This is a genomic window from Methanosaeta sp. UBA356 (genome assembly GCF_002496465.1).
Lineage (GTDB): Archaea > Halobacteriota > Methanosarcinia > Methanotrichales > Methanotrichaceae > Methanothrix > Methanothrix soehngenii.
Map to the genome: position 1 here is coordinate 1 of NZ_DAKC01000105.1, position 24,591 is coordinate 24,591.

The 24,591-nt window shown below is 53.6% G+C and carries 28 protein-coding genes and 1 tRNA gene; 13 read left to right on the forward strand and 16 right to left on the reverse strand.

Annotation, left to right across the window (positions count from 1 at the left end):
• Positions 1-68 precede the first annotated feature (68 nt).
• From BP727_RS09675 to BP727_RS09720, 10 genes are all read right to left on the reverse strand, one after another.
• A complete protein-coding gene (locus BP727_RS09675) occupies positions 69-392 on the reverse strand; it encodes a hypothetical protein (protein ID WP_013719637.1) in 324 nt (107 codons plus the stop codon).
• A gap of 35 nt (positions 393-427) precedes the next feature.
• Entirely contained in the window at positions 428-1,657 is a 1,230-nt protein-coding gene (locus tag BP727_RS09680) for an ABC transporter permease (RefSeq protein WP_273278250.1), read from the reverse strand.
• Positions 1,658-1,696: 39 nt separating this feature from the next.
• Positions 1,697-2,614, reverse strand: a complete 918-nt coding sequence (locus tag BP727_RS09685) for an LPXTG cell wall anchor domain-containing protein (protein ID WP_273271759.1) — start codon at positions 2,612-2,614, stop codon at positions 1,697-1,699.
• Positions 2,615-3,223: an ABC transporter ATP-binding protein gene (locus BP727_RS09690; protein ID WP_013719634.1), complete on the reverse strand. Its 609-nt coding sequence runs from the start codon at positions 3,221-3,223 to the stop codon at positions 2,615-2,617. It lies immediately after the preceding gene.
• A 136-nt stretch (positions 3,224-3,359) separates the two neighbouring features.
• Entirely contained in the window at positions 3,360-3,602 is a 243-nt protein-coding gene (locus tag BP727_RS09695; protein WP_273278249.1) for a hypothetical protein, read from the reverse strand.
• A gap of 815 nt (positions 3,603-4,417) precedes the next feature.
• Positions 4,418-4,777: a DUF5615 family PIN-like protein gene (locus BP727_RS09700; protein ID WP_013719633.1), complete on the reverse strand. Its 360-nt coding sequence runs from the start codon at positions 4,775-4,777 to the stop codon at positions 4,418-4,420.
• Positions 4,778-5,026: a DUF433 domain-containing protein gene (locus tag BP727_RS09705; RefSeq protein WP_273278248.1), complete on the reverse strand. Its 249-nt coding sequence runs from the start codon at positions 5,024-5,026 to the stop codon at positions 4,778-4,780. It abuts the gene before it with no gap.
• Between the two features lie 125 nt (positions 5,027-5,151).
• Positions 5,152-7,881 carry an alanine--tRNA ligase gene (alaS, locus tag BP727_RS09710; RefSeq protein ID WP_286858579.1) on the reverse strand — a complete coding sequence of 910 codons (2,730 nt, stop codon included), beginning with the start codon at positions 7,879-7,881 and terminating at the stop codon, positions 5,152-5,154.
• Between the two features lie 100 nt (positions 7,882-7,981).
• Complete coding sequence (locus tag BP727_RS09715; RefSeq protein ID WP_286858581.1) at positions 7,982-8,599, reverse strand: orotate phosphoribosyltransferase-like protein; 618 nt, start codon at positions 8,597-8,599, stop codon at positions 7,982-7,984.
• A complete protein-coding gene (locus BP727_RS09720; RefSeq protein ID WP_273270834.1) occupies positions 8,596-9,048 on the reverse strand; it encodes an NOB1 family endonuclease in 453 nt (150 codons plus the stop codon). Before BP727_RS09720 ends, BP727_RS09715 begins: the two co-directional genes overlap by 4 nt.
• 87 nt (positions 9,049-9,135) lie before the next feature.
• Here BP727_RS09720 and BP727_RS09725 point away from each other — a divergent pair, with 87 nt between their 5' ends.
• From BP727_RS09725 to BP727_RS09735, 3 genes are read left to right on the forward strand one after another with little or no spacing between them, the layout of a single operon-like run.
• On the forward strand, positions 9,136-9,570 hold the full coding sequence (locus BP727_RS09725) for a hypothetical protein (protein WP_276835758.1): 435 nt from the start codon (positions 9,136-9,138) through the stop codon (positions 9,568-9,570).
• 8 nt (positions 9,571-9,578) lie between these two features.
• Positions 9,579-11,339, forward strand: coding sequence for a ribosome biogenesis/translation initiation ATPase RLI (locus tag BP727_RS09730; protein ID WP_273270835.1), 1,761 nt, complete (start codon positions 9,579-9,581; stop codon positions 11,337-11,339).
• Between the two features lie 12 nt (positions 11,340-11,351).
• Positions 11,352-12,422 (forward strand): hypothetical protein, encoded by a 1,071-nt coding sequence (locus BP727_RS09735; RefSeq protein WP_286858586.1) that lies wholly within the window; start codon positions 11,352-11,354, stop codon positions 12,420-12,422.
• A gap of 16 nt (positions 12,423-12,438) precedes the next feature.
• Here the strand turns inward: BP727_RS09735 and BP727_RS09740 are convergent, their stop codons facing one another.
• The 6 genes from BP727_RS09740 to BP727_RS09765 form a co-directional block, all read right to left on the reverse strand.
• Complete coding sequence (locus BP727_RS09740) at positions 12,439-13,359, reverse strand: hypothetical protein (protein WP_013719625.1); 921 nt, start codon at positions 13,357-13,359, stop codon at positions 12,439-12,441.
• A gap of 160 nt (positions 13,360-13,519) precedes the next feature.
• Complete coding sequence (locus BP727_RS09745; RefSeq protein WP_048132224.1) at positions 13,520-14,005, reverse strand: HIT family protein; 486 nt, start codon at positions 14,003-14,005, stop codon at positions 13,520-13,522.
• A 1-nt stretch (position 14,006) separates the two neighbouring features.
• Entirely contained in the window at positions 14,007-14,621 is a 615-nt protein-coding gene (gene purN / locus BP727_RS09750) for a phosphoribosylglycinamide formyltransferase (RefSeq protein WP_276619413.1), read from the reverse strand.
• Positions 14,622-14,630: 9 nt separating this feature from the next.
• Entirely contained in the window at positions 14,631-14,900 is a 270-nt protein-coding gene (gene albA / locus BP727_RS09755) for a DNA-binding protein Alba (protein ID WP_013719622.1), read from the reverse strand.
• Between the two features lie 68 nt (positions 14,901-14,968).
• Complete coding sequence (locus BP727_RS09760) at positions 14,969-15,541, reverse strand: Kae1-associated kinase Bud32 (RefSeq protein ID WP_013719621.1); 573 nt, start codon at positions 15,539-15,541, stop codon at positions 14,969-14,971.
• A gap of 111 nt (positions 15,542-15,652) precedes the next feature.
• Positions 15,653-16,690, reverse strand: coding sequence for a DUF1786 domain-containing protein (locus BP727_RS09765; RefSeq protein WP_013719620.1), 1,038 nt, complete (start codon positions 16,688-16,690; stop codon positions 15,653-15,655).
• Positions 16,691-16,773: 83 nt separating this feature from the next.
• Between BP727_RS09765 and BP727_RS09770 the strand changes: the two genes are divergently transcribed.
• The 10 genes from BP727_RS09770 (at position 16,774) to BP727_RS09815 (ending at position 24,576) form a co-directional block, all read left to right on the forward strand.
• Positions 16,774-17,256 carry a MogA/MoaB family molybdenum cofactor biosynthesis protein gene (locus BP727_RS09770; RefSeq protein ID WP_276619410.1) on the forward strand — a complete coding sequence of 161 codons (483 nt, stop codon included), beginning with the start codon at positions 16,774-16,776 and terminating at the stop codon, positions 17,254-17,256.
• A 104-nt stretch (positions 17,257-17,360) separates the two neighbouring features.
• Entirely contained in the window at positions 17,361-17,915 is a 555-nt protein-coding gene (locus tag BP727_RS09775) for a cyclic nucleotide-binding/CBS domain-containing protein (RefSeq protein ID WP_013719618.1), read from the forward strand.
• A gap of 64 nt (positions 17,916-17,979) precedes the next feature.
• Complete coding sequence (locus tag BP727_RS09780) at positions 17,980-18,759, forward strand: HPP family protein (RefSeq protein ID WP_013719617.1); 780 nt, start codon at positions 17,980-17,982, stop codon at positions 18,757-18,759.
• Between the two features lie 2 nt (positions 18,760-18,761).
• Positions 18,762-19,739: a CBS domain-containing protein gene (locus BP727_RS09785; protein ID WP_157863748.1), complete on the forward strand. Its 978-nt coding sequence runs from the start codon at positions 18,762-18,764 to the stop codon at positions 19,737-19,739.
• Positions 19,736-20,596, forward strand: coding sequence for a CBS domain-containing protein (locus BP727_RS09790; protein ID WP_013719615.1), 861 nt, complete (start codon positions 19,736-19,738; stop codon positions 20,594-20,596). Before BP727_RS09785 ends, BP727_RS09790 begins: the two co-directional genes overlap by 4 nt.
• Positions 20,596-21,375 carry a CBS domain-containing protein gene (locus BP727_RS09795; protein ID WP_013719614.1) on the forward strand — a complete coding sequence of 260 codons (780 nt, stop codon included), beginning with the start codon at positions 20,596-20,598 and terminating at the stop codon, positions 21,373-21,375. The genes BP727_RS09790 and BP727_RS09795 overlap by 1 nt, the downstream gene beginning before the upstream one ends.
• Positions 21,372-22,493, forward strand: coding sequence for an RNA ligase (locus BP727_RS09800; RefSeq protein ID WP_013719613.1), 1,122 nt, complete (start codon positions 21,372-21,374; stop codon positions 22,491-22,493). Before BP727_RS09795 ends, BP727_RS09800 begins: the two co-directional genes overlap by 4 nt.
• A gap of 11 nt (positions 22,494-22,504) precedes the next feature.
• A complete protein-coding gene (locus tag BP727_RS09805) occupies positions 22,505-23,740 on the forward strand; it encodes a TIGR00300 family protein (protein ID WP_273270842.1) in 1,236 nt (411 codons plus the stop codon).
• Between the two features lie 53 nt (positions 23,741-23,793).
• A tRNA-Thr gene (locus tag BP727_RS09810) sits at positions 23,794-23,882 on the forward strand.
• A 142-nt stretch (positions 23,883-24,024) separates the two neighbouring features.
• Positions 24,025-24,576 carry a TATA-box-binding protein gene (locus BP727_RS09815; protein ID WP_273270843.1) on the forward strand — a complete coding sequence of 184 codons (552 nt, stop codon included), beginning with the start codon at positions 24,025-24,027 and terminating at the stop codon, positions 24,574-24,576.
• The last annotated feature ends 15 nt before the right edge of the window (positions 24,577-24,591 follow it).

Here is a 24,591-nt window from a genome sequence, read left to right on the forward strand (position 1 = left end):
GGGGGGCTGAAGAAGGCAAGCAAGCTGCCTAGATCCAAGCTGCCCAAGCCAGGCAGCTCAATTGTAATCTAGAGATCGATCAGCGCTGTGAGCCAGTCCGCTCCGCCAGCAGGAACCGGCTCCAGCTCTCCAGTTGATTTGTTTAAGGCGTAGCCTGAAGGCACGCCGCCCCAGCTCCATAGCCCTCCGTTCTGTCCTCTAACCTGATCCAGCGATTCATTCTCGCTACTGGTCTGGTCAATGGTTAGATTTGCCACCGTCTGATTCTCTGTCCTGCTGTTCATGCCATCCAGTATCGCTTTGCCCGCGCTTCCATCCAGCTTCATGGGAGCTGCCAGGCAGCCCGCACCTAAAAGCAGGAAAGCCAACAAGTATATCACCAGTTTTTTCATATCAACCACACCTCATCGTTCGGCCTCGGAGGCGCTCATTCTGCTCTGAGCGCCTCGATCGGATCGAGCTTTGCCGCTTTATTCGCCGGATAATAACCGGCAATGGTGGTGGTTAGGACGCCGAACAGAACGCCCAATACTATCGACTCGGGGGTTATGGACGATGGCAGCCCGGCCAGAGAGCCTATGAGAAGAGATGTTCCCATCCCTAGTATTATTCCTATCAGGCTTGAGACCATTCCTAAGACTCCTGCCTCCAGCAGATACTGCCTGCGAATGTCCTCTACTGTCGCCCCCAGGGCGAGCATGGTCCCAATCTCCCTGATCCTCTCCTTTACGGTGAGCATCATCACATTGGCGATGCCGATTCCCCCCACCAGCAGTGATATGGCCCCGATTCCCGCCAGGGCGTACTTGATCATGGAGAGGGTGCTCATCAGGGTGCTGAGCATATCCCGGGCGGTGGTGGCATCATAAGCCTCGTCCTTATGGTAGCGACGAAGGTCGTTTATGATCCTCTCGATTATATAATCCGCCTGATCGGGATCGGAGACTGTGACCTGAAAGGTCTGATAGTAGTAGTTCTCCTCATCCAAGAGCTCTTCCATGGCTTTATGAGTGACATACATGGCATTGTCAGCGCTATCTCCCATACCACCGCCAAAGCCCGAATCCTCCTCTTCCTCCAGCACCCCTACCACAGTGAAGTCCATGGGCTGGTCACGATAGTACAGTCGGATCTTGTTCCCTGGAGTGACCTTCATGCGAAACATCACCTGGGATATGCCATTGCCTATCACTATCGACCTGTAATCCGAGCCCGAGAGCCACCTGCCCTGTGCCACCTTTTCCTTCAGATCCTGCTCTTTGTCCGGGTCCACCCCGGTGAGGCTGCCGGAGCTGTTAGTGTTCCTGAAGGAGATCACCACGCTGGCCCCTGTCTGTGGTGCGACATTCTTGACCCCCACAACGTTCTCTAAAACCTTGGTGTCCTTATCAGTGAACTTAGCGGGCTCAGCAGCATTTCGGCTTCCTGGCTCCCCGTCCGGCCCGCCAAAGCGAGCGCTGCCTGGAATTACATGGATCACATCCAGGTCCAAGGTGGAGAACTGGCTGGAGACACCAGAGTATAGCCCCTCCCCCACTGAGAGCATCACCACAATCGCCAAGACGCCGATGATTATTCCCAGGGAGGACATGAGCGTCTTGAAGCGATCGCTTCTGAATCCCAGGGAGATGAACTCCAGCATATCCTGCAGTCTCATTCTCGCCACCCAACAAGGCTCAGGCTCATTTCAGATCCTTCAAGATGACCCCTTTCCCCCATCGCCATTCTTCGAGAGCCTCTTTTTTCGGTAGAGGTAGCCCCCAGCAGCCAAAAGGACCAGGGCACCAATGGCCATGAGCAGGAGATTGTTGTTCGGCCGGTCAGCTTGCAGAGGCGGGGTGTAAGTGGCGATGTAAGGCTCTGACTCATGCCAGGTATCGCCGTTCTTGAACTCAGCCACAAAGCTGACATTGGAGGGATTTCGGGCACTCTTCCCCAGATCGGTGTACTCCACACCAAAACTGATGGTGAAGACCTCATCCGGGTCCATCGTGCCGATATAGTACCTCTCCGGGGAGAACCTCATTCCCTGGGCTGAGGGCACTATGGTCACGGCGTTGAGGGTGTTCTCCCTGGGGTTGGCCACATTCAGGTTAACGGTGGCCTTGGAAGGGGTCGTGGATGGGGAGGAAGAGGTTGAGTCGATGATGGCCATGCTCACCGCAGATGGATCGACCTTGATCGGAATATTGCGGTTGATGGTGATCATATCGTAGCCCCCCAGAACTGTAAAATCAAGAAGGGTAGTGCCGGCGCTCACGTTCTCCCCTGCCCTGACCTTATAGAATACGGTGATTTGATCGTTCGGACCGACCATTCCCAGGTCATAGCGATAGGGATCGACGACCTCCAGCTCAGAGGTGCCCTGGAGCAGTGTACGATTGATGGGAGTGGATAATAGGACATTTGAGGAGAGGCTTGAGACCCCTGCATCCTTTCCTACGCCGTAGGCTGCTGCTCCGTTCTGCATCTGAATGGCTAAAATCGCCTCATCCCCGGGCATGAGCACTGCGGGAGTGGTACTGCTCTGGATATTCACTGGCATGCGATACTCATATCCTCCTGCCAGGCCCGTTATCAGAAGCGCCAAAATGATGATTAGTATTCTCTTCATCTAGCAATTCTCCAAAATTCGTCCGTCTCTGAGCCGGATGACCCGGCTGCAGTTCTCTGTTATCTCCGGATTGTGGGTGACCATGATGATCGTTCTGCCCTCCTCATGCAACTGGTTGAGGATTTTCATGACCTCATCGCTATTCTTTAGGTCCAGGTTGCCCGTGGGCTCATCGGCTATTATGATCTGGGGATCGTTGGCAAGAGCTCTGGCTATCGCCACCCTTTGCCGCTCCCCGCCAGAGATGTTCTGGGGGCCGAAGTCCGCCCGGTGGGCGACATTTATGCTCTCCAAGAGCTTCATGGCCCTCTCTCGTCTCACCCCGCGGGGGACTCCGCGCAGCATCATGGGAATTTCCACATTCTGCAGGACCGATATCCGGGCGATGAGGTTGAAGGTCTGGAAGATGAAACCCATCTCCTCCCGCCGGATCCTGGCCAGCTCCTCGTTCGGCGTCCGGCTGATATCCTTGCCCAGCAGTAAAAAGCGGCCGCTAGTGGGCCGGTCCAGGCAGCCGATGATGTTCAGCAGGGTGGACTTGCCGCTGCCAGATGGCCCCATCAACGCCACGAACTCCCCATTCTCTATCTCCAGATCTATGCCTTTCAAAACAGGATATTCGCTCCTGCCGATGAGATAGGTCTTACGGATGTCCTTCAGCTCTATAAGTACAGGAATGGCACTCAGCTCTCTCTTATCTTTTTTATCTTCATATATTTTCCGTTAGCCTGTCAGGCTGCCCCTTTTAGAAGCCCGGTTGAGCATTTTCATTGCTGGCCATGCCCTCCGACCGATCGGCTTTAGGAATCGTCCAGACGGGCAGGCCGTGATTGTTCCGGGTCAGGATGAAACCCAAGCGCCTCAGCTCCATTCTGGCCTCCTGGGGGCTCAATCCGCAGGCCTGGGCCACGCGCTTCAGTTCGCCCCGATCGAGGATCTGGCCCCTCAGACATGGTTTATGCTTTAAGTATTCTCTGATCGCTCTCATGATCTGACTCCTTATCAATCAGGTGCTCTGCCTAGACAGTGGATCAAACCGGGATGGAACGATATTTAAAAAGCGAGGCGAACGAACTTGCTCATCCTGAGAGAGTCTGGCGGTAAATCCCTTGGAGAATGTTCTGTTTGGAGATTTGATGGCTTAGATGGTTCGGTTCAAGCAATCTTGCCAGATCGAGAATACGCTGTTTTTGGGAGAGGTCGATGGATTTTTTGAATGGAAACGAAATCTATCCAGCACACAAAGGACTCAAAGACCGCACCAAAGGATTATTGGGCTATCAAGAACTGGATTAACCTTTGCGAGGCCTTTGTGCTCTTTGTGGCTAAAATCCGTTATCTGTAATCCAATCAAACCGATCTACGACGAGTATGAACCAGGCTCCTCGCTATGTAGCACGGGTGAACTTTGAATCGCAAATTCTCTGTATCTTTTCGCCTCTGTGGTGAACCGCGATGCTCTGACCCAACCAGAGAGACGCAAAGGAACAAAGGCCATAATCTCTGCCGGATCTCACCCATATAATTCAACAAAGAGCCGATTTAAGAAACGGAGAAGATTCAGGCCCCTGCCCGGATCGCCTCCCTCCCCGCCGCCAGGGCTTCCTCCAGCCTCTCTGTATCCGGCCCGCCGCCCTGGGCCAGCCCCCGGCCTGCCACCGACGAGCAGAGCCGCTACTTTAAGCAGAAAGTTCTAACCTGTCCGGACGCCTTTATCCCATCAACTCACAATTATCCATGCTTTTGCAATTTTAATACTAATATTTTTAAACCTCTTCTCCAGCGCTTTAATCCCATAATCGTTTAATCAGTGATAGCTCCTGAGATCCTTATCGCGGTCTCAGTTACCACTACGAAGCGACCGGATAGATCCGATTCATCCAGGGAAAGGACCTTTTTCATCATCGATATCTTATCGGATGGACCACAATAAGCGCTGCGAAGCAATATAATCCCGCGATGAGGCAATTTCATTCGAAAGATCATATCTCCAAAATCCTTATCCATGGTTACTACTATGCGCCCTTCTGTGCAGGCTTTTTCAAGGATGCGTTCGTCTTCCCACCCCCGGCAATCCTCGAAAGCAGAAGATGCATCATGATTATTATCACGCAGCCAGCGGACGACAGAAGGTCCCACACACTCATCCACCAGGAATCGCATCTAAACGGCCTCAGCGCCGAGGGGAACAAAAGAGGCATCCTGCAGGCTCTTAGAGGCAAAGAGGAGACAGGCATATATGTCGTCCTTTGCCAGGCCGGGATATTCTTCCAGAATCGCCTCCATACTGATGCCATGAGCCAGGAGTCCAAGGATGTACTCCACTGTAAGTCTTGTACCTCTGATGACAGGTTTGCCCACCATTATCTTGTGGTTTATAGTTATCCTTTCCAGCAGCTCTTCGTTTTTCACAATGATGCTATTTGATGCTCTTTTGATATAAATGTAAGGACCGCCAAAAATATGCTGATCGCTCGCCATAAAATCTGATCATCAGCGAGCATTCAGAGAGGGAAAATATTAATAAACGGAGAAAATCAGGCCCCAGCCCGGATCGCCTCCTTCCCCGCGGCCAGGGCCTCATCCAGCCTCTCTGTATCCGGCCCGCCGCCCTGGGCCAGCTGGGGCCTGCCGCCGCCCCCGCCGCCCAGTACTTTGGCTGCTGCCTTGATTATGCTCCCCGCCTTGACGCCCTTTGAGAGGCCAGACTGGCCCACGGCTGCTACCAGCTTTCCGGTCTTCGAACCCAGCAGGGCCACGCAGTCCTCTTCCGCCAGAAGGGCCGCGGCCTTGAGCAGCTCATCGATATCCGCATTGCCCATCTTCTGCACAATGACCCGCAGGCCGTCTATGGTCTCCGCCTCGGAGACCAGGGTCTTCAGCCTGGCTATTGCGAGGTCCTCTTTTAGCCGCTCGATCTCCTTTTGCTGCTCCTTCCACTCCTCGAAGAACCTCTCCGCAGTCCGGGGGAGCTGCTCATTTGGCACCCGCAGGATGCCTGCCGCACCGGCCAGCAGGTCGTCCCTGGCCTGAGACGCTCGCACAGCCGCCTCTCCGGCAGCAAACTCTATCCTCTCCACCCCGTCCTGGACTCTCTCCGCCCTCAGGATCTTGATCATTCCTATCATGCCGGTATTGGTGACATGAGTCCCTGCGCAGGCCTCAATGTCGCTTCCCACCCGCACCACCCGGATGAGCTTCCCCGGCGGCACACCGCCCTGGTAGAGCTCGAAGCCGAAGAGCTTCTCCGCCTCGGTGCGGGGGAGAAACTGGGTGTCCACCGGGACCAGCTCCATCACCCTGCGGTTGGCCTCCAGCTCTATCGCCTTCAGCTCAGCATCGGTGATCCTCTTGAAGTGAGATATATCCAGCCGAGCCCGGTCCTCGCTCTTCTGGGCCCCCGCCTGCCATATGTGCTTGCCCAATACCCTTTTGGCCGAGTCGTGTACCAGGTGCGTGGCGGTATGATGCCGGGCATGGGCCAGACGGCGAAGCATGTCCACCTTTCCCTTAACGCGATCCCCTTTGGCCAGGCAGCCGGGCTCGGCCAGCTTATGCAAGACCACATCCCCTGACTTCTGGACGTCTGTTACCTGGAACAGCTGCCCATCCTTCTCCAGGGTGCCATGATCAGCAGGCTGGCCTCCACCCTCCGGGTAGAGAAGCGTCCGGTCCAGGATGGCCGCCCCCTCCACCACATCCAGAACTTCTGCATCGAACTCCTGCTCGAATGGATTCTCATAGAAGAGCAGCTCCGTCTTGCCCGGTATGGGAGGCTTTTTCTCCTCCACCGGCTCCGCCCGGATGTGCTTTTTCGCAACCAGTGAATAGAAGTTGTCCGGCAGCTCCACCTGAGCTCCCATCTGCACCGCTGCCTCGCGGGCGATCTCCGGAGGGATGCCGTGCGTATCATAGAGGGCGATCATCTCCGAGAGGGGCACAGGCTCATTCTTCTTCAGATAGCTCTCCGCCGTCTTTCGGACCAGACGCATGCCCTTCTCCAGGGTCTCGGCATACTTCTGCTCCTCCTGGTCCAGGATCTCCCTGATGGTAGCGAAAGACTCCTCCCAGTCTGGATAATCCAGGCGTGAGATCTGAAGTTGGACCAGGTCGGCCAGGGGCAGTCGCAGGCCCAGCTCTTTCATCAGCCGCAGAGTGCGGCGAATTACCAGCCGGGAGAGGTAGCCGCCCTTAACATTGGAGGGGATGATACCGTCCCCCAGCATATAGGCCAGGCAGCGGGTGTGATCGACCACCGCATAGACCCGCTCCATGGGAAGAATGGCCTTCTCCAGCCGCTCGGGATCAATGCCTATGCTGCCTGCGATCTTCGCCCGCAGGTCAGACATACTGTACTCGTCCAGGTCCACCATTCCAGCCAGGCGGGCGTTCTGGGCGAAGATCTCCGCATACTCCGGGTCATCCAGGTTGTGCTCTACGCCCGCCAGGTCTGCCACCTGCCTGACCAGGTCAGGGAATATGGCGTCATAGATGGTGGGAGCACCATTGGAGGCCCAGACGAACCTCTCCAGGCCGTAGCCGGTGTCAACGATATAGTTTTTCATCTTCTCATAGCGCTCGCCCTTGATCTCGACAGCGCCCGCAGGCGCGGCCACCAGATCCATGAACACCAGGGTGGCCAGCTCCAGGCCGCCCACCATAACCTCCACGCTCGGCCCGGCGTTCCCCCCACCCGCCCAGGGATTCTCCTTGTAGGTGACCGCCAGAGGATCCATCCCCAGGCCAACGAGCAGCTCGTCACAAAGCCGCACAGTCCGGTCCTTCCAGTAGATCTCCTTATCGGGGGTGTTGAATACGTGGTGGGCCATCATCTCAAAGGTGGTGAGATGCCGCCCGCTCCGCCCCACTGAATCCAGGTCGTCTAAACGGATGCAGGGCTGGCTGATGGTCAGCGGATTGGCTGGCGGCGGTACCTGCCCTGAGGTAACAAAAGGCTGAAAATCGGCGATGGAAGCAATGGTCAGATATATGTCATCTCGCCACCTGGCCGCCACCGGATACCTCTTGATCCGGGTATGTCCCCGGGCCTCGAAGAAGCCCAGGTAGTGCTCGCGCATTTCATCCAGGCTATGCTGGCGCTTGAATATGGGAGAGCCAATGAAGGTATAGGGATCACAGGGCGGATCACCGCAGGTATTCCTGCTCCCGTCCCTTGTCCAGAAGAATTTACCGCATTTCTCGCACTTCTTATGATGGAATCCTTCCTCAATGAAGAAGTCCAATCGATATTCGTCCTCGGTGAACATGGCACATCAGCTTTTGCCGGGAGAAGGACGAGGATTGCTAAAAGGTTTTCCAAATGGCCAGACGTTGCTGACCATCAGAATAATCTCTCGAATCTCGCCTCTAGTTCACCCTCATGACCTTCAGCAGGGAGACCACTGGCACTCCGGCGATCTCTTCAGTGCCTTTCTTGTCGATCAGGACGGCGATGGCATTGATCCTTGCCCCGTGCTCATCCAGATATTCCACTGCCTCCTCCAGGGTCTGACCGGATGTCACCACATCATCGACGATGATGCAGTCCTTGTCCTGGACATCGGAGAAGTTGGAGCTCAGGTTGCCCTTGGCCCTCTTGTTCTCCTGGGCGATCATCTGTTTGCTGGGGGTGTAAACTGCCAGCTCAGCTGCCAGGTCGTTTGCCACCATGCTGGCAATTGGCAGGCCGCTCAAGGCGATTCCCACCACCACATCCACGCTGCTCTCATTGGCATCCAGGGTCTCATAGATGATGTCGGTCATGGCCTCGGATATGTGGTTGAGCCTGAAGGCGCTTCGGCCTATAGCCGACCAGTCCACCGATATATCCTTGGGGCCGGGGGAGGTGCTCGTCTTCTCGGCATGGGTTAAAAGCCAGGTCACCGTCTCTCCGGATACATTCAGCTCCTCTGAGATCTGACCCTCTACCAGTCCTTCTGCCTTAAGTTCCGTTGCCTTCTTCATCAAATCTTCAATATTTTTCATCTCATACACCTTTTCTTCTTTCGGGCGGGAGTTCCGCAATCAGGACATGCTTCCCCCTCGAATCTCTGGCCGCAGCCCTGGCACCTCTGGACATATTTACGCTTTTTCTTTATCCGGGGCTGGCCGATGGGCTCGATCTTCAGGCCGAGGTGAAGAGCGACGTTTTGCAGAGCATAGTCGTCGGTAGCGAGAGTAGCATTATACTCCAGTGCCTTGGCCAGAACCTCCAGATCGGCCGCCGAGAGAGAACGAATGTCACCCGTCTGTTCAGCCGCATCTCTGGCCGCTTTCAGGGCAATAGTGGTGGGGCTCTCCACCCGGGTCTCATATATATGGAGCCGGGACCTTGCTCTTATATCCTTTAGCTCCGCCTCCACCGCCGGGACGGTGATCAGCTCCCCTTCTGGCCTCTTGCCCCAGATGAACACCGAAGCGTCCGCTACGGTCATACACATGCAATTGCTCTTCTTGTTTATAGTACTTGGACTTTTCCCGGACCAAAACGCTATTATCATATAATGAGGTCTGGAAATCCGATGGCCAAGAAAGAGAAGAAGTCTGGCAGAAAGGATGAGCGAGGGCTGGCAGCGGAACAGAATAAGATGACGGCGCCAAAGGAAGCGGAGACGAAAACGAAAAAAGAACCGGCCAGGCCTAAGACAGCTGCCGACAGGAAGAAAGACCGCCGGGATGGGATAGTGAAGACAGTGTTCGCCGCCGCACTGGGAGTCCTGTCAGGCTTTGCCTGCTACTATATTGCCAGCACCACGGGCGAGAATCCATGGGAGATAGGCGAATTCCCCTGGCATTTCATATTGCTATCAGTGATCCTGGTCACCTCTCTATTCCAGAGGGTCGCCTATCCCCTGCTGAAGATAGATGCAGCCAGCTTCAAGACCAAAGACTGGCTATACGTGGAGTTCATTGTAGTTGACCTCTGGCTGGTCACATGGACAATACTGCTCAATTGAGGTAGAACATGAGGATAGCTATCATCAATCGCGACCGATGCCAGCCGAGAAAATGCTCTAAAGAATGCGAATACTTCTGCCCGCCGGTCCGCACGGGCGACGAGACCATCGTGTTTGCAGATGGCAAGCCCCTCATTACTGAGAACCTCTGTGTTGGCTGTGGAATATGCGTACGCAAATGCCCCTTTGGAGCCATCACCATCACCAATCTGCCCGAGGAGATGGAGGATCCAGTTCATAGATACGGCCAGAACGGCTTTGCCCTTTATGGCTTGCCTGTGCCGATCGAGGGAAGGGTCACTGGTCTTTTGGGCCCCAACGGCATAGGAAAGAGCACGGCGATATCCATTCTCTCCGGTATTCTCCGGCCGAACCTGGGCAAAGACGCATCCTGGGAGGAGGCGCTACAGCGCTTCTCCGGCTCCATCCTGGGAGACTATCTGAAGAAGGTGGTGGATAAGGGGATCAAGACCTCTTATAAGCCTCAGTATGTTGATCGCATCCCAAAGAGCTATTCAGGCATGGTTTCGGGCCTCTTGGAAAAGACTGATGAGAGGGGCGCCCTGGCCGAACTGACGGGGACTTTGGGCATATCAAAGCTCATGGACAGAGACATCTCCAGCCTCAGCGGCGGCGAGCTGCAGAGGGTGGCCATCGCAGCTGCGGCGGCAAAAGACGCTGATTTCTACTTCTTCGATGAGATCAGCCCGTACCTTGATATCCACCAGCGCATCAACTCCGCCCGCATACTGCAGAGCCTGGCCAAAGATAAGGCGGTGATGGTGGTTGAGCACGACCTGGCCCTGCTTGACCTGCTGGCGGAAAACGTTCATCTCATCTATGGCGTTCCCGGTGCTTATGGCGTGATAACCAGGCCCAAAGGGGTGCGGGTGGGCATCAACCAGTACCTTCGCGGCAACCTGCCCGAGGAAAATGTTCGCTTTCGCGACACCGCCATCAACTTCGAGGTACATGCCCCCCGAATAGAGAAGGAGATCCCATCCCTCATTGCCTATGACGCTTTTGCCATGAAGTATTCTTCCTTCCGGCTGGAGGCCGAGGCGGGGATCATCCGCCGGGGCGAGGTGGTGGGGATCTTGGGGCCCAATGGAATTGGGAAGAGCACTTACATCAAGATCCTGGCAGGAGTGGAAAAGCCAACAACTGGCAGCTTTGAAAGCCAGCTGAAGATATCCTATAAGCCCCAGTACCTCAAAGCAGACACTGAATTGACCGTAGAGGGCATGCTGAGGGGATTGACGCACGGATTTGACAGCAGCTACTATCAGGCAGAGATCCTCAGGCCCATGGGCATCGAGCCCCTCTTAGATAAGATCCTCTCTGAGCTCTCAGGCGGGGAGCTGCAGAGAGTGGCCATAACTGCCTGCCTCAGCCGGGAGGCGGACCTCTATCTACTGGACGAGCCTTCCGCCCATCTGGACGTGGAGCAGAGGATGCTGGCCGCCAAGGTCATGAGAAGGTTCGCCGAGTCCACAGAGAAGACTGTACTGGTGGTGGATCATGACATATATCTGATCGATCTGCTCAGCGAGCGCCTGATGGTCTTCGATGGCGTTCCTGGAATCCTCGGGATTGCCCATACCCCGCTGGAGATGCGCGAGGGGATGAACGCCTTCCTCAAAGGGATCGGCATAACCTTCCGGCGCGATGAAGAGACCCGCAGGCCCAGAGTCAACAAGCCGGAATCCAGGCTGGACAGAATGCAAAAAGAGCAGGGAGAATATTATTATCAGATTGAAGAAGCATGAAGTGAATGGAGAATGAGAGAATTCATCCGCAGGAATAATCCATTCAACCGCCATTTCGTGCGCAACCTGGAAGCGGGAACACTGCTGGAGATATTCCTGGTAACAGCGGTATGCTCCGTCCTGGGAATACGCTTCTTTCTCGCCCTAACAGGATATCCGAGCCTTAGCCCGGGGCATTTGCATATCGCCCATGTCCTCTTGGGCGGGGTGCTGATGATGATTGCTCTGGTCATCAATCTGGGCTACATCAACAAATCAGCCAACTATCTGGTGGCGGTGATTGGAGGCCTGGGATTTGGCGCATTCATCGATGAGCTGGGCAAGTTCATCACCGGGGATAATGATTACTTTTTTCAGCCCACAGTGGCCCTGATCTACATAATATTCGCCCTTTTGTACCTGGCAATTCAGACCTTCATCCATAAGCCAAAGCTCACCGAGCAGGAGAGGCTGGTAAATGTACTGGAGCTGGCAAAGGAAGCGGTCTTGGAGGATCTGGATCATCTGGAGAGGAGAAAAGCCCTGGCTCTGCTAAAGGAGAGCTCCCAGAATAATCCAATGACTCGAGCCCTGCAGGATCTTCTCCATAGCACCGATAGCGTGCCCATGCCCAAGATCGACATCTACACCGCCACGAAGTATCGTATGCGCATGTACTACCGGAAGCTGATCAAAAAGAGCTGGTTTATAAGAGTGGTTATGGCCTTCTTCATCTTCCAGTCCATCTTCACCCTGGGCCTTGACTTCATGCTCATTTACCTCAGGCTTAACTCGGAGAAAGGTTTTGAAGCCATATTTCCCAGCCTATCGTTCTTCGATCTGGCCGGACTGGCTGCAGCCACCCTATCCTCCATCCTGGTCATCTATGCCATTATTAAGATGAAAAGCTCCCGCCTGGAGGCCTACAGGATATTCAAGAACGCTATCCTTGTGCAGATATTCATAGTGCAGGTCATCCTCTTCTATCTGACACAATTTATTGCCCTGCTGGGCCTGGCCGGCAATATCTGCATACTTTTAGTGCTCAACTACATGATCATTCAGGAGACCAATGCCAGCAGAGGCCCGGAGAATTCCGTATGAAGATATCAGCCGGGGATCATTTCTTCCACTTGATCTTATCTCCTTTGGACTTCAGCACGTCTCCCCTTTCCAGGATCCGGATCAATTCCATAAAGACATCCCTTCCGTCAACCATCAGGTTTACATCATGCTCATCCTTGCGCAGCATGCAGCTCTCGATGAACTCATCCAAGCTCATCTTCTTGTCAGACGGTGGCGTCGCTAGCTTCTCTATCAACAATCCCAGGGCAGATATCTGCTGATATTCATCAGGATACATGTCGATGAACTCTTCATCCATATCGCTTACCAGCGGAGCGGTGAACTCGTCCACATAAAGGCCGATGGATCTGGATAAGTAGTAATCCGCATTTAGCACGAGCTCATCGGGCTCTGTATCGAAGTCACCCGGATCGGCAGGAATCTCCAGCAGCGGATCGTCCAATTTGTCGCCAATGGGCTCTCCCACAATTATGCCATTTAGGGATAGAACGGAATGAGCGAAGCTCTGGGCCTTTCCTGAGCGCAGCAAATAGTTCAGCCATGCATCTACGTTGAAATCCAAAGGTTCGCTCTCTTCTGAAGTATCCTCCGAATTCTCCTCTGAGGATTCTTCCGAAAGCTCTTCCGGAGACTCGATCTCATCGCCCTCGCATTGGGCTAAAATCTCATCCCTTATCTTCATCATCGTCGGGTCCAGCTCTTTTAAGAAGAGCTCATCGAACTCCTCAGGGGTGCTGCTCTGGGAAAGCGCGCTCTTTATCAACGACAGATCGTGCTCATAATCGCTGATATCCTCTGCCATCTCCTTGAGCCGGCTGTACCTGCCGCGAAGGCAGAATTGCTCATCTGAATCCATAACCAGGTAGGGCTTTAATTCAACTCTAATTCCCGCATCGCTGAGGAAAGTGCGAATATTAGCGGCCTCATCCTCATCATACTCTCCAAGGAAGAACATGGATTGCTGTAGTATTCAACTGGTTAAAAACTTCACGGAAAAATAGGAGGGAGGGAAAGTCGAGAAGGGTAATGAGGTAGGAGGAAAACGCCTATCGACTTTCACCGTATTCTATATAGTAATTTAACGAGATATATAGCTTTCGACGTAGACGATTCGCCTAAACCATCTCATCAAGCTCTTTCTTCAGCTTGGCATATGTCACCCGCAGATGCTCAGATATCACCCTGGTATCAGATAAGACGGGCATGAAGTTGGTGTCTCCATTCCAGCGTGGGACGATATGCATGTGAATGTGGTCGGCGATCCCTGCACCGCCCACAATTCCCATGTTAATTCCCAGGTTGAATCCATCAGGACGCATGGTCCTTCTCAAGAGCTCCACTGCCAGATCAGCAAGCTCCATCATCTCCCGACGCTCATCATCCGTCCATCCGGCGAGAGTCGAGGTATGCTTAAACGGAACCACCATCATATGACCATTGTTGTATGGATAGGCATTCAGGATGATGAAGTGGTTTTTGCCGCGGTGCAATATGAGGTTCTCTTCGTCCCTGTTCTCCCCAGGTTTACTGCAGAATATGCAGCCCTCCGGCTTCTTGCCGAGGATGTAGTCGATCCTCCAGGGTGCCCATAAATCTTCCATATCATTTCGCCCCATTCTCAAAGACGATCTTCCGTCCCACCACTTTAGGATTCCCCTCGATGAACATCTTTATCGCCCTGGGATAGGCCCTGTACTCTGCCCTCTGGATCCTGGCCTTTAGACTCTCATGGGTATCGTTCCTCTTCACCGGCACCGGCATCTGATAGATGATCGGTCCGTGATCGACATCCTCATCGACGAGATGAATGGTGGTGCCAGTCCACATCACTCCATGCTCCAGGGCCTGGCTGAAGGCATCCAATCCCCGGAACGAGGGCAAGAGAGCAGGATGTATATTTAAAATTCTATTTTTATAATGGCGAACGAATCGAGGTGACAGGATCCTCATATAGCCGGTGAGAACCACCAGGTCCACCCCTGCCCCCTCCAGATGCGACACGAGCTGTTGGTCATACTCCTCTCGACTCCTTCCCGCTGGATCCAGATACATATGACGAACACCAAACTCTTGAGCGATCCGGAGGGCTCCAGCGTCCGGCTGATCGGCTAGGACTATTTTGACCTGGGCAGGAAGATAACCATCCCGCTCCGCCAGCAGAATGTAGCGAAGGTTCTCTCCTCTTCCGGAGGATATGATGCCAATGGTGGCGGTCAAATCGATGGCTCACTTCCCAAGGGTGATCTCAATCGCGGATACATTGGTTGCCCCCCGGTCGGTGTCGAGGGTCTCGGTGGAGATATAAATTCCCATCACCCTAACATCAGGCAGAAATCTAGACCTTGAGACCTCTGCCACATCCACCGCCCTGGAGATCGCCCGCCCTCTAGCCATGATTCGGACATCCTTGGCGCCGCTGTTGAACTGGGTTACCACTGCCAGCACATAGTTCATCACAGGCTTATTGCCGACGAATACGACCTCATCTTCCGCCATTGGCTCATCACCTTAAAAATTAAATTGCACTATTCTATGATATCATAGATAAACCTGCTGATTAGAGATTACAGATATCTGCCTCGCGCTTTTATCTCCTTCACCCTCTTTAAAACTGCTTCTCCAGGGGGATAAACCTCCAAGTAGCCGGCCTTAAAGGCCTCTATCAGCTCTTCAGGTCGATCGTGGGTGCTCTCCAGAGTCTGGAAATAGACGTGCACATCCACCCCCTGGGCCTCAGTGGACCTCTCAATAAAGGAGAGGCCAAAGTCGATCAAGCAGATATCCCCCTCAACTAGAATCATATTGGAGGTGGTCAGGTCCCCGTGAATGATTCCCCCTTGGTGCAGCCTTCCCACCATCTCCCCCACCTTGCGGGAGAGATCCGGATTTATCACATCCTTGAGCTTATCTCCCCGGATATGCTCCATCTTCAGCTCAAAGCGGGATATATCGCAGATGATGGGTGTGAGAACGCCATGCCTCCGGGCATCAGAGGTGATCCTCGCCTCCCTGATAGTCCTCTCCTGGCGGATTCGCTCGTCCAAGGCAGGCAGGCGGTAGCTCTTGGGAAGCCGCCACTTCCTGACCACTCCGTCCTCCAAGGTTATGACCGCCTCTGCACCTCTTCCAATCTCCATGCTCATTTTATCTCCATGCAGTCTCCGTCTTCTTGCCCATTCCATCTGTATGCACCGATCAATTCTATTTGCATCCAGTCAGCTCCAATTGTCATCTGCGCCGATCGATTTCTATCCGGTCAGGTCATCCCTTTTCTTCCAGGCCTTGATCAGCCCCAAGCAGCCGGTGATCATCATATCTCCCGCCGGAGCTGCCGCCACCGCCCCTTTTAAAGCCTCGCAGGAGAGGAAGCTCTCCCTTCGGGGTCCAGTGATCAGAATCGACCGGACCCCATCCGGCAGGCTGCCTATATAAGAACCATGACCTCCATCGTCGAACACCTCACCCTCCTCCAGCGTTCCCCGGCAGAGCTTCTGGGTAAACTCCCTCACCTTTTCCCCTTTCATGCTCGAGGTATGATGCTCGAAGACGGCACAGATCCTTCCCTCTGACAGGATGGCAGCTATAGTATGGCTGTTTCCAAAGTTGATGATCAATGCCGGGTCCTCAATCCGCGGGTCGAGGGCGGCACCGAAGATGGCTGCAGGACCGGTGTCCATTATAAAGGGCTCAAATCCCTCTTTTATCAAGGTATCCCGCACTGCCACCATCCTGGTCATCTCCTGCGGGCACTCTTTAAAAGTGAAATCATCCAGGCTTCCGCCCGAACGGATGGCTGCGACCATATGCTCGAACCGGACCTGGCGGTTTGGCTTGCCGGGAGAGTAGCCGTGGTCCTGTACCGCCACGGCAATATCCTTAGGCAGAGATATGTCGAATAGCTGGAAAGCCCGCTGAAGAGAGGGAATGTCGATGTCTCCCGTCTCTACGATTTCTGCTGATGCCGGTGCATCCTCCTGGATGATAACTCCCAAGGCCTCAACCTGGCCCAGGTCATTATTAATGGTGGCTGCGGCTGAGGGGGTGGCAAAAACCCTCAGTCCCGCTGCCAGGTGCCACCTCACTGCCATGGTGGAGGCTCCGCCCCCCATGATGGGGCCATGCAAAAAAATGTCCCGTCCCGCCATCCTAGCCCGGCTAATCCTGTTTCCAACAATCATGGTCTGACTGGGCAGAACCATCTTGGTCGAGCCCTCGATGGGCACCCCCTCCTGGTAAAGCAGGATGTCTTGAGTCCCTGCCCCAACGTCAACCGCTAAGAGCGTCATAGATCATTCCTTCCCCTAGAGAGCTTTTGTCTGGTCCCGATTAGATGGGCTATGGGAAAAATTTTATCCTCGTCCAGAGAGGAATGGACATGATCTTAGATGTGGTGGTCGCGAGCACGTCTCGCTATACTAAGTTCGGCTCAGTTCGGGATCCGGATAGGGCAGAGGACCTGTCCGGGAAGGTGATACTAGAGAAGATAAGGATGGCGGGATATACAAGCAACTACCTGCTCGTCCCGGACGGAGTAGAGCCCATCCAGCGTGCAATTAAGACGAGCAGCGCTGATGCCATGGTGATCTGCGGCGGCACGGGACTCACCGCTTTGGACCTAACCATAGAGGCAGCAGAGCCGCTCTTTGAAAAGACGCTCCCGGGGTTTGGGGAGATCTTTCGTTGGCAGAGCATGAAGGAGGTTGGAACCCGGGCCATGCTAACCCGGGCAACAGCCGGAGTCTTTATGAAAAAACCAATATTCTGCTTGCCAGGCTCTCCCGGGGCGGCTCGCTTGGGAATGGAACTCATATTAGCAGAGATCGAGCATATCCTGAAACATGTGATGGAGTAGGGGAAAAATAATATTAATCGAATCAAAAACTATTGCCCCGGAGTAGCCTTTTATATCATTAGTACACTAATAAGCACATAGAGCTAATCACGGAGACTTGGCCAATGGAGACAGAGATTCCAGTGCGAGATATCATGACCCGACCGGTGATCACCGCTGACGCCGATCTAGATGTATTGAGCGCTGCCAAAAGGATGGGCTCGGCCAATGTGGGAAGTCTGATAATTGTATCCCGAGACAAAACCACAGGCATTTTAACGGAAAGGGACCTGGTCAGGAAGGTCATAGCCCAGGGGGTTGATCCCAGAAATCTGAAGGTGAGGGAGATCATGAGCTCACCTGTAACTGCAATCGAACCCGATGCAAGCATAAGAGATGCAGCCAACCTCATGCTCCGGGCAGGAGTAAAACGGCTGCCTGTTATCCTCAAGGGCAAGCTGATGGGCATAATCACAGATACCGACCTGGTCTCTGGCTGTTCCGTCGGATTGAATGATATCTTAAGCGATCTGTTGGAGATGCACCGGGAGAACATTCATTTCGAGCAGCCCCGAGGAACTGTGAGCGGAATCTGCGAAGTCTGCGGCCAGCTATCAGATAATCTGGAAAACGTGAATGGCGAGTTGCTCTGCTGGAGCTGCAGGGACGGAAATCGATAGCCTTAGAATGACTGCGATATGGCAAATTGCAATATGGCAATCGCGGGACAGCAGGGGAGTCGGAATGCTAGTCGAAGACATTTTCTCTAGAGATCCTCTTTATGTGGAGGACTCCACCTATCTGACCAAAGCGCGTCAGTTGATCAGAGACAACCATGTGCGGGGACTGCCGGTTGTGGATAGCAGAGTCCAGGTTTTAGGGGTTATAACCTCACAGGATGTGCTTCGGATTACCTCGACCAAATCAAATGTTACAGTCTCAGGATTTAAAGTTCAGGTACCTGCAGTGACGGGTGATACTGATGTGCTTGATGCGGCAAGGATCATGCTCAAAGAGAAGAGCAACCTGCTTCCAGTGGTCGAATCCCAGGAAGATAAAACTCTAAGAGGTGTTGTAACAATAATTGATATATTCAAGCATTTAGATATCTCTAAAGTTCCAAAAAAACCGATTGGCGAGATCATGAGCACCAAGGTGGTAACCGCCCGCCTGGACGAGCCGGTGACCAAGGTCTGGGACCGGATGGTGGAACGAGATTTTACCGGTCTGCCAATGGTGAGGGATGAGAAACCCATGGGAATTATCACGAGATTCGATATCCTGAAGAGAGGCTGGGCCAGGATCAGCAAAGAGAGCGAGACCAGACCGGTGGAAAGAATGCAATTGCCGGCTGAGAAGCTGATGAGCTCTCCTCTCTACAGCCTTGGGCCGACGGCCAGCGTTGCCGAGGCCATAGAGCTGATGCTCAAGCACGATGTGGGCAGGGTATCGGTGGTAGACGAGGGAAGGATTATGGGGATAGTGGATAGAAGCGATCTGATCAAATGTTACCTGGGGGAGTGAAAATGAGCAATGGTCCAACTAGTGGAAAGGAGATAACGAGGATACCGCAGAGGAACGATAGAATGCCAAGAGCTCCGGGCTCAGGAGAGAGGGGACCGCTGCAGTTCGACTCCAGGCATGCCAAACACATCAGCGAGGTGCTGAGCGCAGCATCGCCGGACGTGGTCACAGTCCCGCCTACTACCACCATCATGGGGGCCATAAAGACCATGACCTTCTACGGCTTCTCCAGGCTTCCCATCGCAGATGCAGGCACAAAAAGGCTGCTTGGCTTTGTGACATCGGTGGATGTAGTGGACTTCCTTGGCGGAGGGCTTCGGCACAACCTTCTGCAGGAGAAGTATCAGGGGAATATCTTCACCGCCATTAATGCAGATATAAGGGAGATAATGAGCAGCAAGCTCATCTATGCCAGCGAAAACACCTCATTGCATGATGTCTTGAAGCTGATGTATGAGAAGAACGTGGGCGGCCTTCCGATAGTGGATGAGGATTCCCGCATCAAGGGAATAATCACCGAGGAGGACTTCGTGCGCTCTTGTCGAGGGGTGGATACTGGCCTTGTGGTTGAATCCTTCATGAGCCCCAATGTTGTAACTGCACCCGCTCAGACCACCATCGAAAAGATGACCAGGATGATCATCCAGAAGGGCTTCCGAAGGATGCCTGTGGTGCAGGATGGCGTTCTCATGGGCATGGTGACCGCATCGGACATAATGAAATACCTGGGCAGCGGTGATGCATTCGAAAAGGTGGTTACGGGCGACATCGGCGAGGTGATGAACCAGCCCATAAAGAGCCTGATCAAGAGAAGCTTAATCACCATCGAGAAGAAGATGGACCTGGGCCATGCGGCCAGAAAGATGATGGACAACGAGATTGGATCGATGCCCGTAATGGACAGGGGTTCATTAGCAGGCATTCTGACAGAAAGAGATTTCGTGAGGGCCTTAGCTGAGAACAGAGGAATACTGCCATGATCATAAAGAAAGTCAAAGACTACATGAGCACCCCCGTAAATGTCATCGAGCGGAACGAGCCCATTCAGAGAGCAAGGAACCTGATGTTCAAGTACTCCATCGGCAGGCTTCCGGTTATGGATAACGGCAAGCTGGTGGGCATAGTCACCAAATACGATATCACCAACCGGATCAGCCAGGCAGCCCCAGAATGGAGGAGGAGGCCCATAGACAAGGTCCCAATCCAGGTGGTCATGACCGAGAAGCCGATAACCATATTCCCTGATGCCACCATGCCCCAGGCAGCGGAACTGATGATCGAGAACGATATAAGCGGCCTGCCGGTGGAAAAGGACGGAGAGATCGTGGGCGTGATCACCTCCAGGGATATGGTGAGACACTTCTCCGAGCAGGATATATCCTCAACTGTGCAGGAGCTGATGAGCAAGAACATCCTCAATGTTCACCGCCACCATACCATAGGCCATGTTCTGGAGGAGATGAATGTGCAGGGGATCAGCCGGGCCCTGGTCTATGAGGATAACAGGACTCCTGTAGGCATAGTGACCCGCTCAGGCCTTACGTTCTCTGATATCATGGGGCCGAAGGATGATATGGAGACCAAGAACATCAAGATGACCCGGAAGGAGAGCACTGCGGGCAGAAAACAGAATCGATATGTAAGGCAGATGCCCTTCGTGGCCGAGGATGTCATGACCTCGCCCATACTCAGCCTGACCCCGGAGACCAATGCGGTCGAGGCCAGCAAGACTCTTGCAGAAAAGCATATCATCGGCATGCCGGTGGTAAAGGACAATGATGTGGTGGGCTATTTCTCAGCCGATGAGATCATTGCGGAGATTGGCAGGTGGAAGTGATGCAGGTTAAAGACATTATGACAGAGCCCGTTACTATCGATAAATCGGAACGGTTGGGCCATGCGCTGGATATAATGGAGAAGAACGATCTGCGCAGGCTTCTGGTGACAAATAAAGGCAAGATAGGCGGAATAATCACTACCAGACAGATTGCCCGCGTTCTTGGTGCCCGAAAATCTCTGGGCATGCCGGCCTCCTCTCTGCATGTGGCATCAGCCACTCAGGATAGCGTTATCAAGGTCCTGGCGGACATGGACATGTTAGATGCCATGCTCCTCTTGCAGAAGACATCGGTGCTGGTGGCAGTGGACGGCGAGAAAATCCTGGGCTGGGTCAGGCCGAGGGAGATCCTGGAGAAGGCCAATGTGAGCGGCCTGGCCTCCGAGGCCATGAGGTATCCCCTCACCGCGAACCCCAACGATCGTCTGGTTCATGCCCGGCGCACAATTCTGGATAGAGACGTGGGAAGGCTTCCCGTGGTCGAAGCAGGACGTCTGGTGGGGATATTAACAGAGGGAGATGTGGCCAAAGCCCTGCGAGCCTTCAGGGATCTCAATGACACCGCCAGCAAGCAGCATACTCGCATCTACAACATACTGGTCTCTGATGTGATGACCCATGATGTCAAGTACGTCTACACCGATACCCCTCTGGAGGAGGTAAAGAGCATAATTCTCTCGGATAACATAGGCGGCCTGCCCGTGCTCAACCACAGAGAAGAGGTAGCGGGCATGATCACCAGGAGGTCCATACTGGATTATCTGGTGAGGACTGGATGAATCTGCAAAGGATTGCAGATAAACTGGGAATAACTGTAGATCGGCTGCAAAGCCTGCAAGATACGAAGATATCTGAATCAAGCTGGCCCGAGCCTCAACTGCTGAGATTTGATAAGGAGATCTCAGGGGTTGAGGCCGGGACGGTGATTTTTAAAAACGGAGAAATTGTCTGGGGCTACCCCAGCATCCGCCGTCCTCTGATGCTTGAAGCGGGGATAAAACGTCATTTTATCGATTCTGTGGCAGTGGAGGAGAAGATGAATGGCCACAATGTCCGCATAACATCCATAGACGGGGATATCGTGGCCCTGACCAGAGGTGGTTTTGTCTGCCCTTACTCCACAGAGGTGGCGACAAGGCTCCTGCCGGAGGATATTTTCGAAGAGAAGCCCAATCTGGTCCTTTGCGCGGAGATGGTGGGGCCGGAGAACCCCTATGTATCTTTAGATGTCTATCCCACTGACAGCATCGATTTATACCTCTTCGATGTTGCCCAAAAGAACCAGCGAGGGACCCATGGGGTGCATAAGACCCACGAGATAGCAGAGGATTTCGGCCTGAAAGGGACCGCTTTTTTTGGAGAATTTCCCCGGGAGACGGCGCACAAAAGGATCAAAGAGATAGTGATCAAGCTGGGCCGGCAAGGAAGGGAGGGGGTGGTCTTGAAGGACCCGGAAAACAGGGTAGCCCCTCTGAAATATACCAGCTCCGAATCGAACTGCAATGACCTGGCAATAGCTTTTAGCCACTATAACGATTATGCTTTGGACTTCTTTTTATCCCGCGCGGTCCGGGAGGGCTTTCAATCAGTGGAATGGCAGGAGTCGGTGGAGGAGAGAAGGGAGAGGGCCCGGCGCATTGGTGAGAGCATTCTCTTGCCCCTGACAGAGACCATCAAGAATAAGCAGCAGGGGGAGACTATTATGCAGAGAATTAAGATCCGGGTGAAAAGCCTGGCCACAGCCCGGGGATTTGAGTATCACCTGCGCAGATGCGGGATCCGGGCAATATTCGACCAGCCGCTGCCTGATGATGACGGCTATACCATAGGAATAACCAAAATAATCATGAGCACAAATGATAAGACTGAAGCCCTCTTGAATGGAGAGATGTGGTGAAGGCAGAGCTTATGACAGAGATTGCTGACATTGAGATGGAAGGCCATCTCATAGACTCCCAGATGCTAACACGAGTCCTGGACAAGATCATGGACATGGGAGGAGAGTTTGAGATCAAAACCTTCCGGATAGGGGAGAAGAAGAACGATACCAGCTATGTGCAGATCACGGTGACCGGAGAGGATTCAGCTCACCTGGACAGGATACTCAGGGAGCTGAATGCCCTGGGAGCGCGCCTCCTGGAGATGGAGGACGCCAAAACCGAGATCTCTCCTGGAGATATGGTAGTCCCCCGGGGATTCTACTCCACCACCAATCATCCCACTTATGTGCGCTATCATGGGGCCTGGGTGGAGGTTTTGGCGAACCACATGGACTGCCTCATCGTCCTGCATGACGGAAAAGCGGTATGCACGCCCATCGGCCATATAAAGAAGGGGGACCTTGTGGTGATTGGAACCACAGGGGTCAAGGTGGTACCGCCCGAGCGCCCGAGGGAGAAGAGCTTCTTCGGATTCATGTCCAATGAGGTCTCCTCAGAGAGGCCCAGCGGAGAGCTCGTCCGCCAGCTGGCCTGTGAGATCATCAGGACCAAGAATGGAGGAGGAAAGATTGCTGTGGTCTGCGGACCAGCGTTGGTTCATACCGGTGCCGCCCCCTCCCTGGCCAAGCTCATCCGAGAGGGATATGTGGATGTCCTCCTGGCAGGAAATGCGGTAGCGGTACATGATATCGAGCGCCAGCTCTTTGGCACCAGCCTGGGCATGAACTGCTCGGGAAATGCAATATCAGGAGGACACAGAAACCATCTGTACGCCATAAGCGAGATCATGGCCAGCGGCTCCATCAAGAAGGCCATAGAGGAGGGCAAGCTCAAGGGTGGAATAATGTATGAGGCGATCACCAGAGGGATCGACTTCATCCTGGCGGGCTCCATTCGCGATGATGGACCCCTTCCCGAGGTCATAACCGACACCGTCAAGGCCAAGGATGCCATGGGTAGGGTTCTGCAGGGGGTGGACATGACCATAATGCTGGGCACAATGCTCCATTCCATTGCTGTAGGAAATCTCTTGCCCTCATATGTCAAGACCATCTGTGTTGACATCAATCCCTCCACAGTGACAAAGCTGATGGATAGGGGATCGGCCCAGGCCATAGGCCTTGTGACCGATATTGGCATATTCTTGCCCCAGCTGGCTGAAGAGATCCAGAAGCAGAAAAAAGAGATCATAAGAGCTGCCTGACTGGATCGCAAATCTTTTATTCGCCTATGCCCCTGCTAGTAGAGTCCCAGAGGGCCGCCGTGGCTTAGCCCGGTTAAAGCGGCTGATTCGTAAGATGGTCCGAAAGATCAGCAGTTCATGGGTTCGAATCCCATCGGCGGCTTTTTATTTTTAAATCCTGCCGATCTTGGGATTTGCCGGTGGTTTTTAAGCAGTATATAATCAGTTTATAAGCGCTTTATAAATCTTAAATACTCACATATATATACCCCCAGTTTGTAAGTATGAACTGGAGATACTTGAGTATGGAGTCCACAATAAACATAGAGAACGTGGTGGCATCCACCAAGCTGGCTGAGGAGTTCGATCTCCATAAGATCGAGGCTGAGCTGGAGGGCGCAGAATACAATAAAGAGAAGTTTCCCGGCCTGGTATACCGGGTAAAAGCCCCCAGAGCTGCTTTTCTGATATTCACCTCCGGCAAAGTGGTATGCACCGGCGCCAAGAACGTCGAGGACGTTCGCACGGTTATAACCAATATGGCCCAGACTCTCAAGTCCATAGGCTTCGAGAATATCGATCTGGAGCCGGAGATCCACGTTCAGAATATTGTGGCATCTGCAGATTTGAAGACAGACCTGAACCTCAACGCCATAGCCCTCGGCCTGGGACTGGAGAATATCGAATACGAGCCGGAGCAGTTTCCCGGCCTGGTCTACCGGATAAAAATCCCAAAGGTGGTAGTGCTCATATTCAGTTCCGGAAAATTGGTGGTCACTGGTGGCAAGTCGCCAGAGGAGTGCGAAGAGGGAGTCAAGATCGTGAGGGAACAGCTGGAGAATATGGGGCTGCTATAACTGAATTGAGATCTA

Excerpts from the sequence above, each read along its gene's own strand:
- BP727_RS09700 (WP_013719633.1), bottom strand. The coding sequence starts at position 4,777 with ATGCGATTCCTGGTGGATGAGTGTGTGGGACCTTCTGTCGTCCGCTGG.
- BP727_RS09745 (WP_048132224.1), bottom strand. The coding sequence starts at position 14,005 with ATGGAAGATTTATGGGCACCCTGGAGGATCGACTACATCCTCGGCAAG.
- albA (WP_013719622.1), bottom strand. The coding sequence starts at position 14,900 with ATGGCGGAAGATGAGGTCGTATTCGTCGGCAATAAGCCTGTGATGAAC.
- BP727_RS09720 (WP_273270834.1), bottom strand. The coding sequence starts at position 9,048 with ATGACCGTAGCGGACGCTTCGGTGTTCATCTGGGGCAAGAGGCCAGAA.
- alaS (WP_286858579.1), bottom strand. The coding sequence starts at position 7,881 with ATGTTCACCGAGGACGAATATCGATTGGACTTCTTCATTGAGGAAGGA.
- BP727_RS09715 (WP_286858581.1), bottom strand. The coding sequence starts at position 8,599 with ATGAAAAATATTGAAGATTTGATGAAGAAGGCAACGGAACTTAAGGCA.
- BP727_RS09790 (WP_013719615.1), top strand. The coding sequence starts at position 19,736 with ATGATCATAAAGAAAGTCAAAGACTACATGAGCACCCCCGTAAATGTC.
- BP727_RS09695 (WP_273278249.1), bottom strand. The coding sequence starts at position 3,602 with ATGAGAGCGATCAGAGAATACTTAAAGCATAAACCATGTCTGAGGGGC.
- BP727_RS09730 (WP_273270835.1), top strand. The coding sequence starts at position 9,579 with ATGAGGATAGCTATCATCAATCGCGACCGATGCCAGCCGAGAAAATGC.
- BP727_RS09770 (WP_276619410.1), top strand. The coding sequence starts at position 16,774 with ATGGACATGATCTTAGATGTGGTGGTCGCGAGCACGTCTCGCTATACT.
- BP727_RS09725 (WP_276835758.1), top strand. The coding sequence starts at position 9,136 with ATGGCCAAGAAAGAGAAGAAGTCTGGCAGAAAGGATGAGCGAGGGCTG.
- BP727_RS09760 (WP_013719621.1), bottom strand. The coding sequence starts at position 15,541 with ATGGAGATTGGAAGAGGTGCAGAGGCGGTCATAACCTTGGAGGACGGA.
- BP727_RS09680 (WP_273278250.1), bottom strand. The coding sequence starts at position 1,657 with ATGAGACTGCAGGATATGCTGGAGTTCATCTCCCTGGGATTCAGAAGC.
- BP727_RS09675 (WP_013719637.1), bottom strand. The coding sequence starts at position 392 with ATGAAAAAACTGGTGATATACTTGTTGGCTTTCCTGCTTTTAGGTGCG.
- BP727_RS09805 (WP_273270842.1), top strand. The coding sequence starts at position 22,505 with ATGACAGAGATTGCTGACATTGAGATGGAAGGCCATCTCATAGACTCC.
- BP727_RS09800 (WP_013719613.1), top strand. The coding sequence starts at position 21,372 with ATGAATCTGCAAAGGATTGCAGATAAACTGGGAATAACTGTAGATCGG.
- BP727_RS09785 (WP_157863748.1), top strand. The coding sequence starts at position 18,762 with ATGAGCAATGGTCCAACTAGTGGAAAGGAGATAACGAGGATACCGCAG.
- BP727_RS09765 (WP_013719620.1), bottom strand. The coding sequence starts at position 16,690 with ATGACGCTCTTAGCGGTTGACGTTGGGGCAGGGACTCAAGACATCCTG.
- BP727_RS09815 (WP_273270843.1), top strand. The coding sequence starts at position 24,025 with ATGGAGTCCACAATAAACATAGAGAACGTGGTGGCATCCACCAAGCTG.
- BP727_RS09735 (WP_286858586.1), top strand. The coding sequence starts at position 11,352 with ATGAGAGAATTCATCCGCAGGAATAATCCATTCAACCGCCATTTCGTG.
- BP727_RS09795 (WP_013719614.1), top strand. The coding sequence starts at position 20,596 with ATGCAGGTTAAAGACATTATGACAGAGCCCGTTACTATCGATAAATCG.
- BP727_RS09775 (WP_013719618.1), top strand. The coding sequence starts at position 17,361 with ATGGAGACAGAGATTCCAGTGCGAGATATCATGACCCGACCGGTGATC.
- BP727_RS09740 (WP_013719625.1), bottom strand. The coding sequence starts at position 13,359 with ATGTTCTTCCTTGGAGAGTATGATGAGGATGAGGCCGCTAATATTCGC.
- BP727_RS09685 (WP_273271759.1), bottom strand. The coding sequence starts at position 2,614 with ATGAAGAGAATACTAATCATCATTTTGGCGCTTCTGATAACGGGCCTG.
- BP727_RS09780 (WP_013719617.1), top strand. The coding sequence starts at position 17,980 with ATGCTAGTCGAAGACATTTTCTCTAGAGATCCTCTTTATGTGGAGGAC.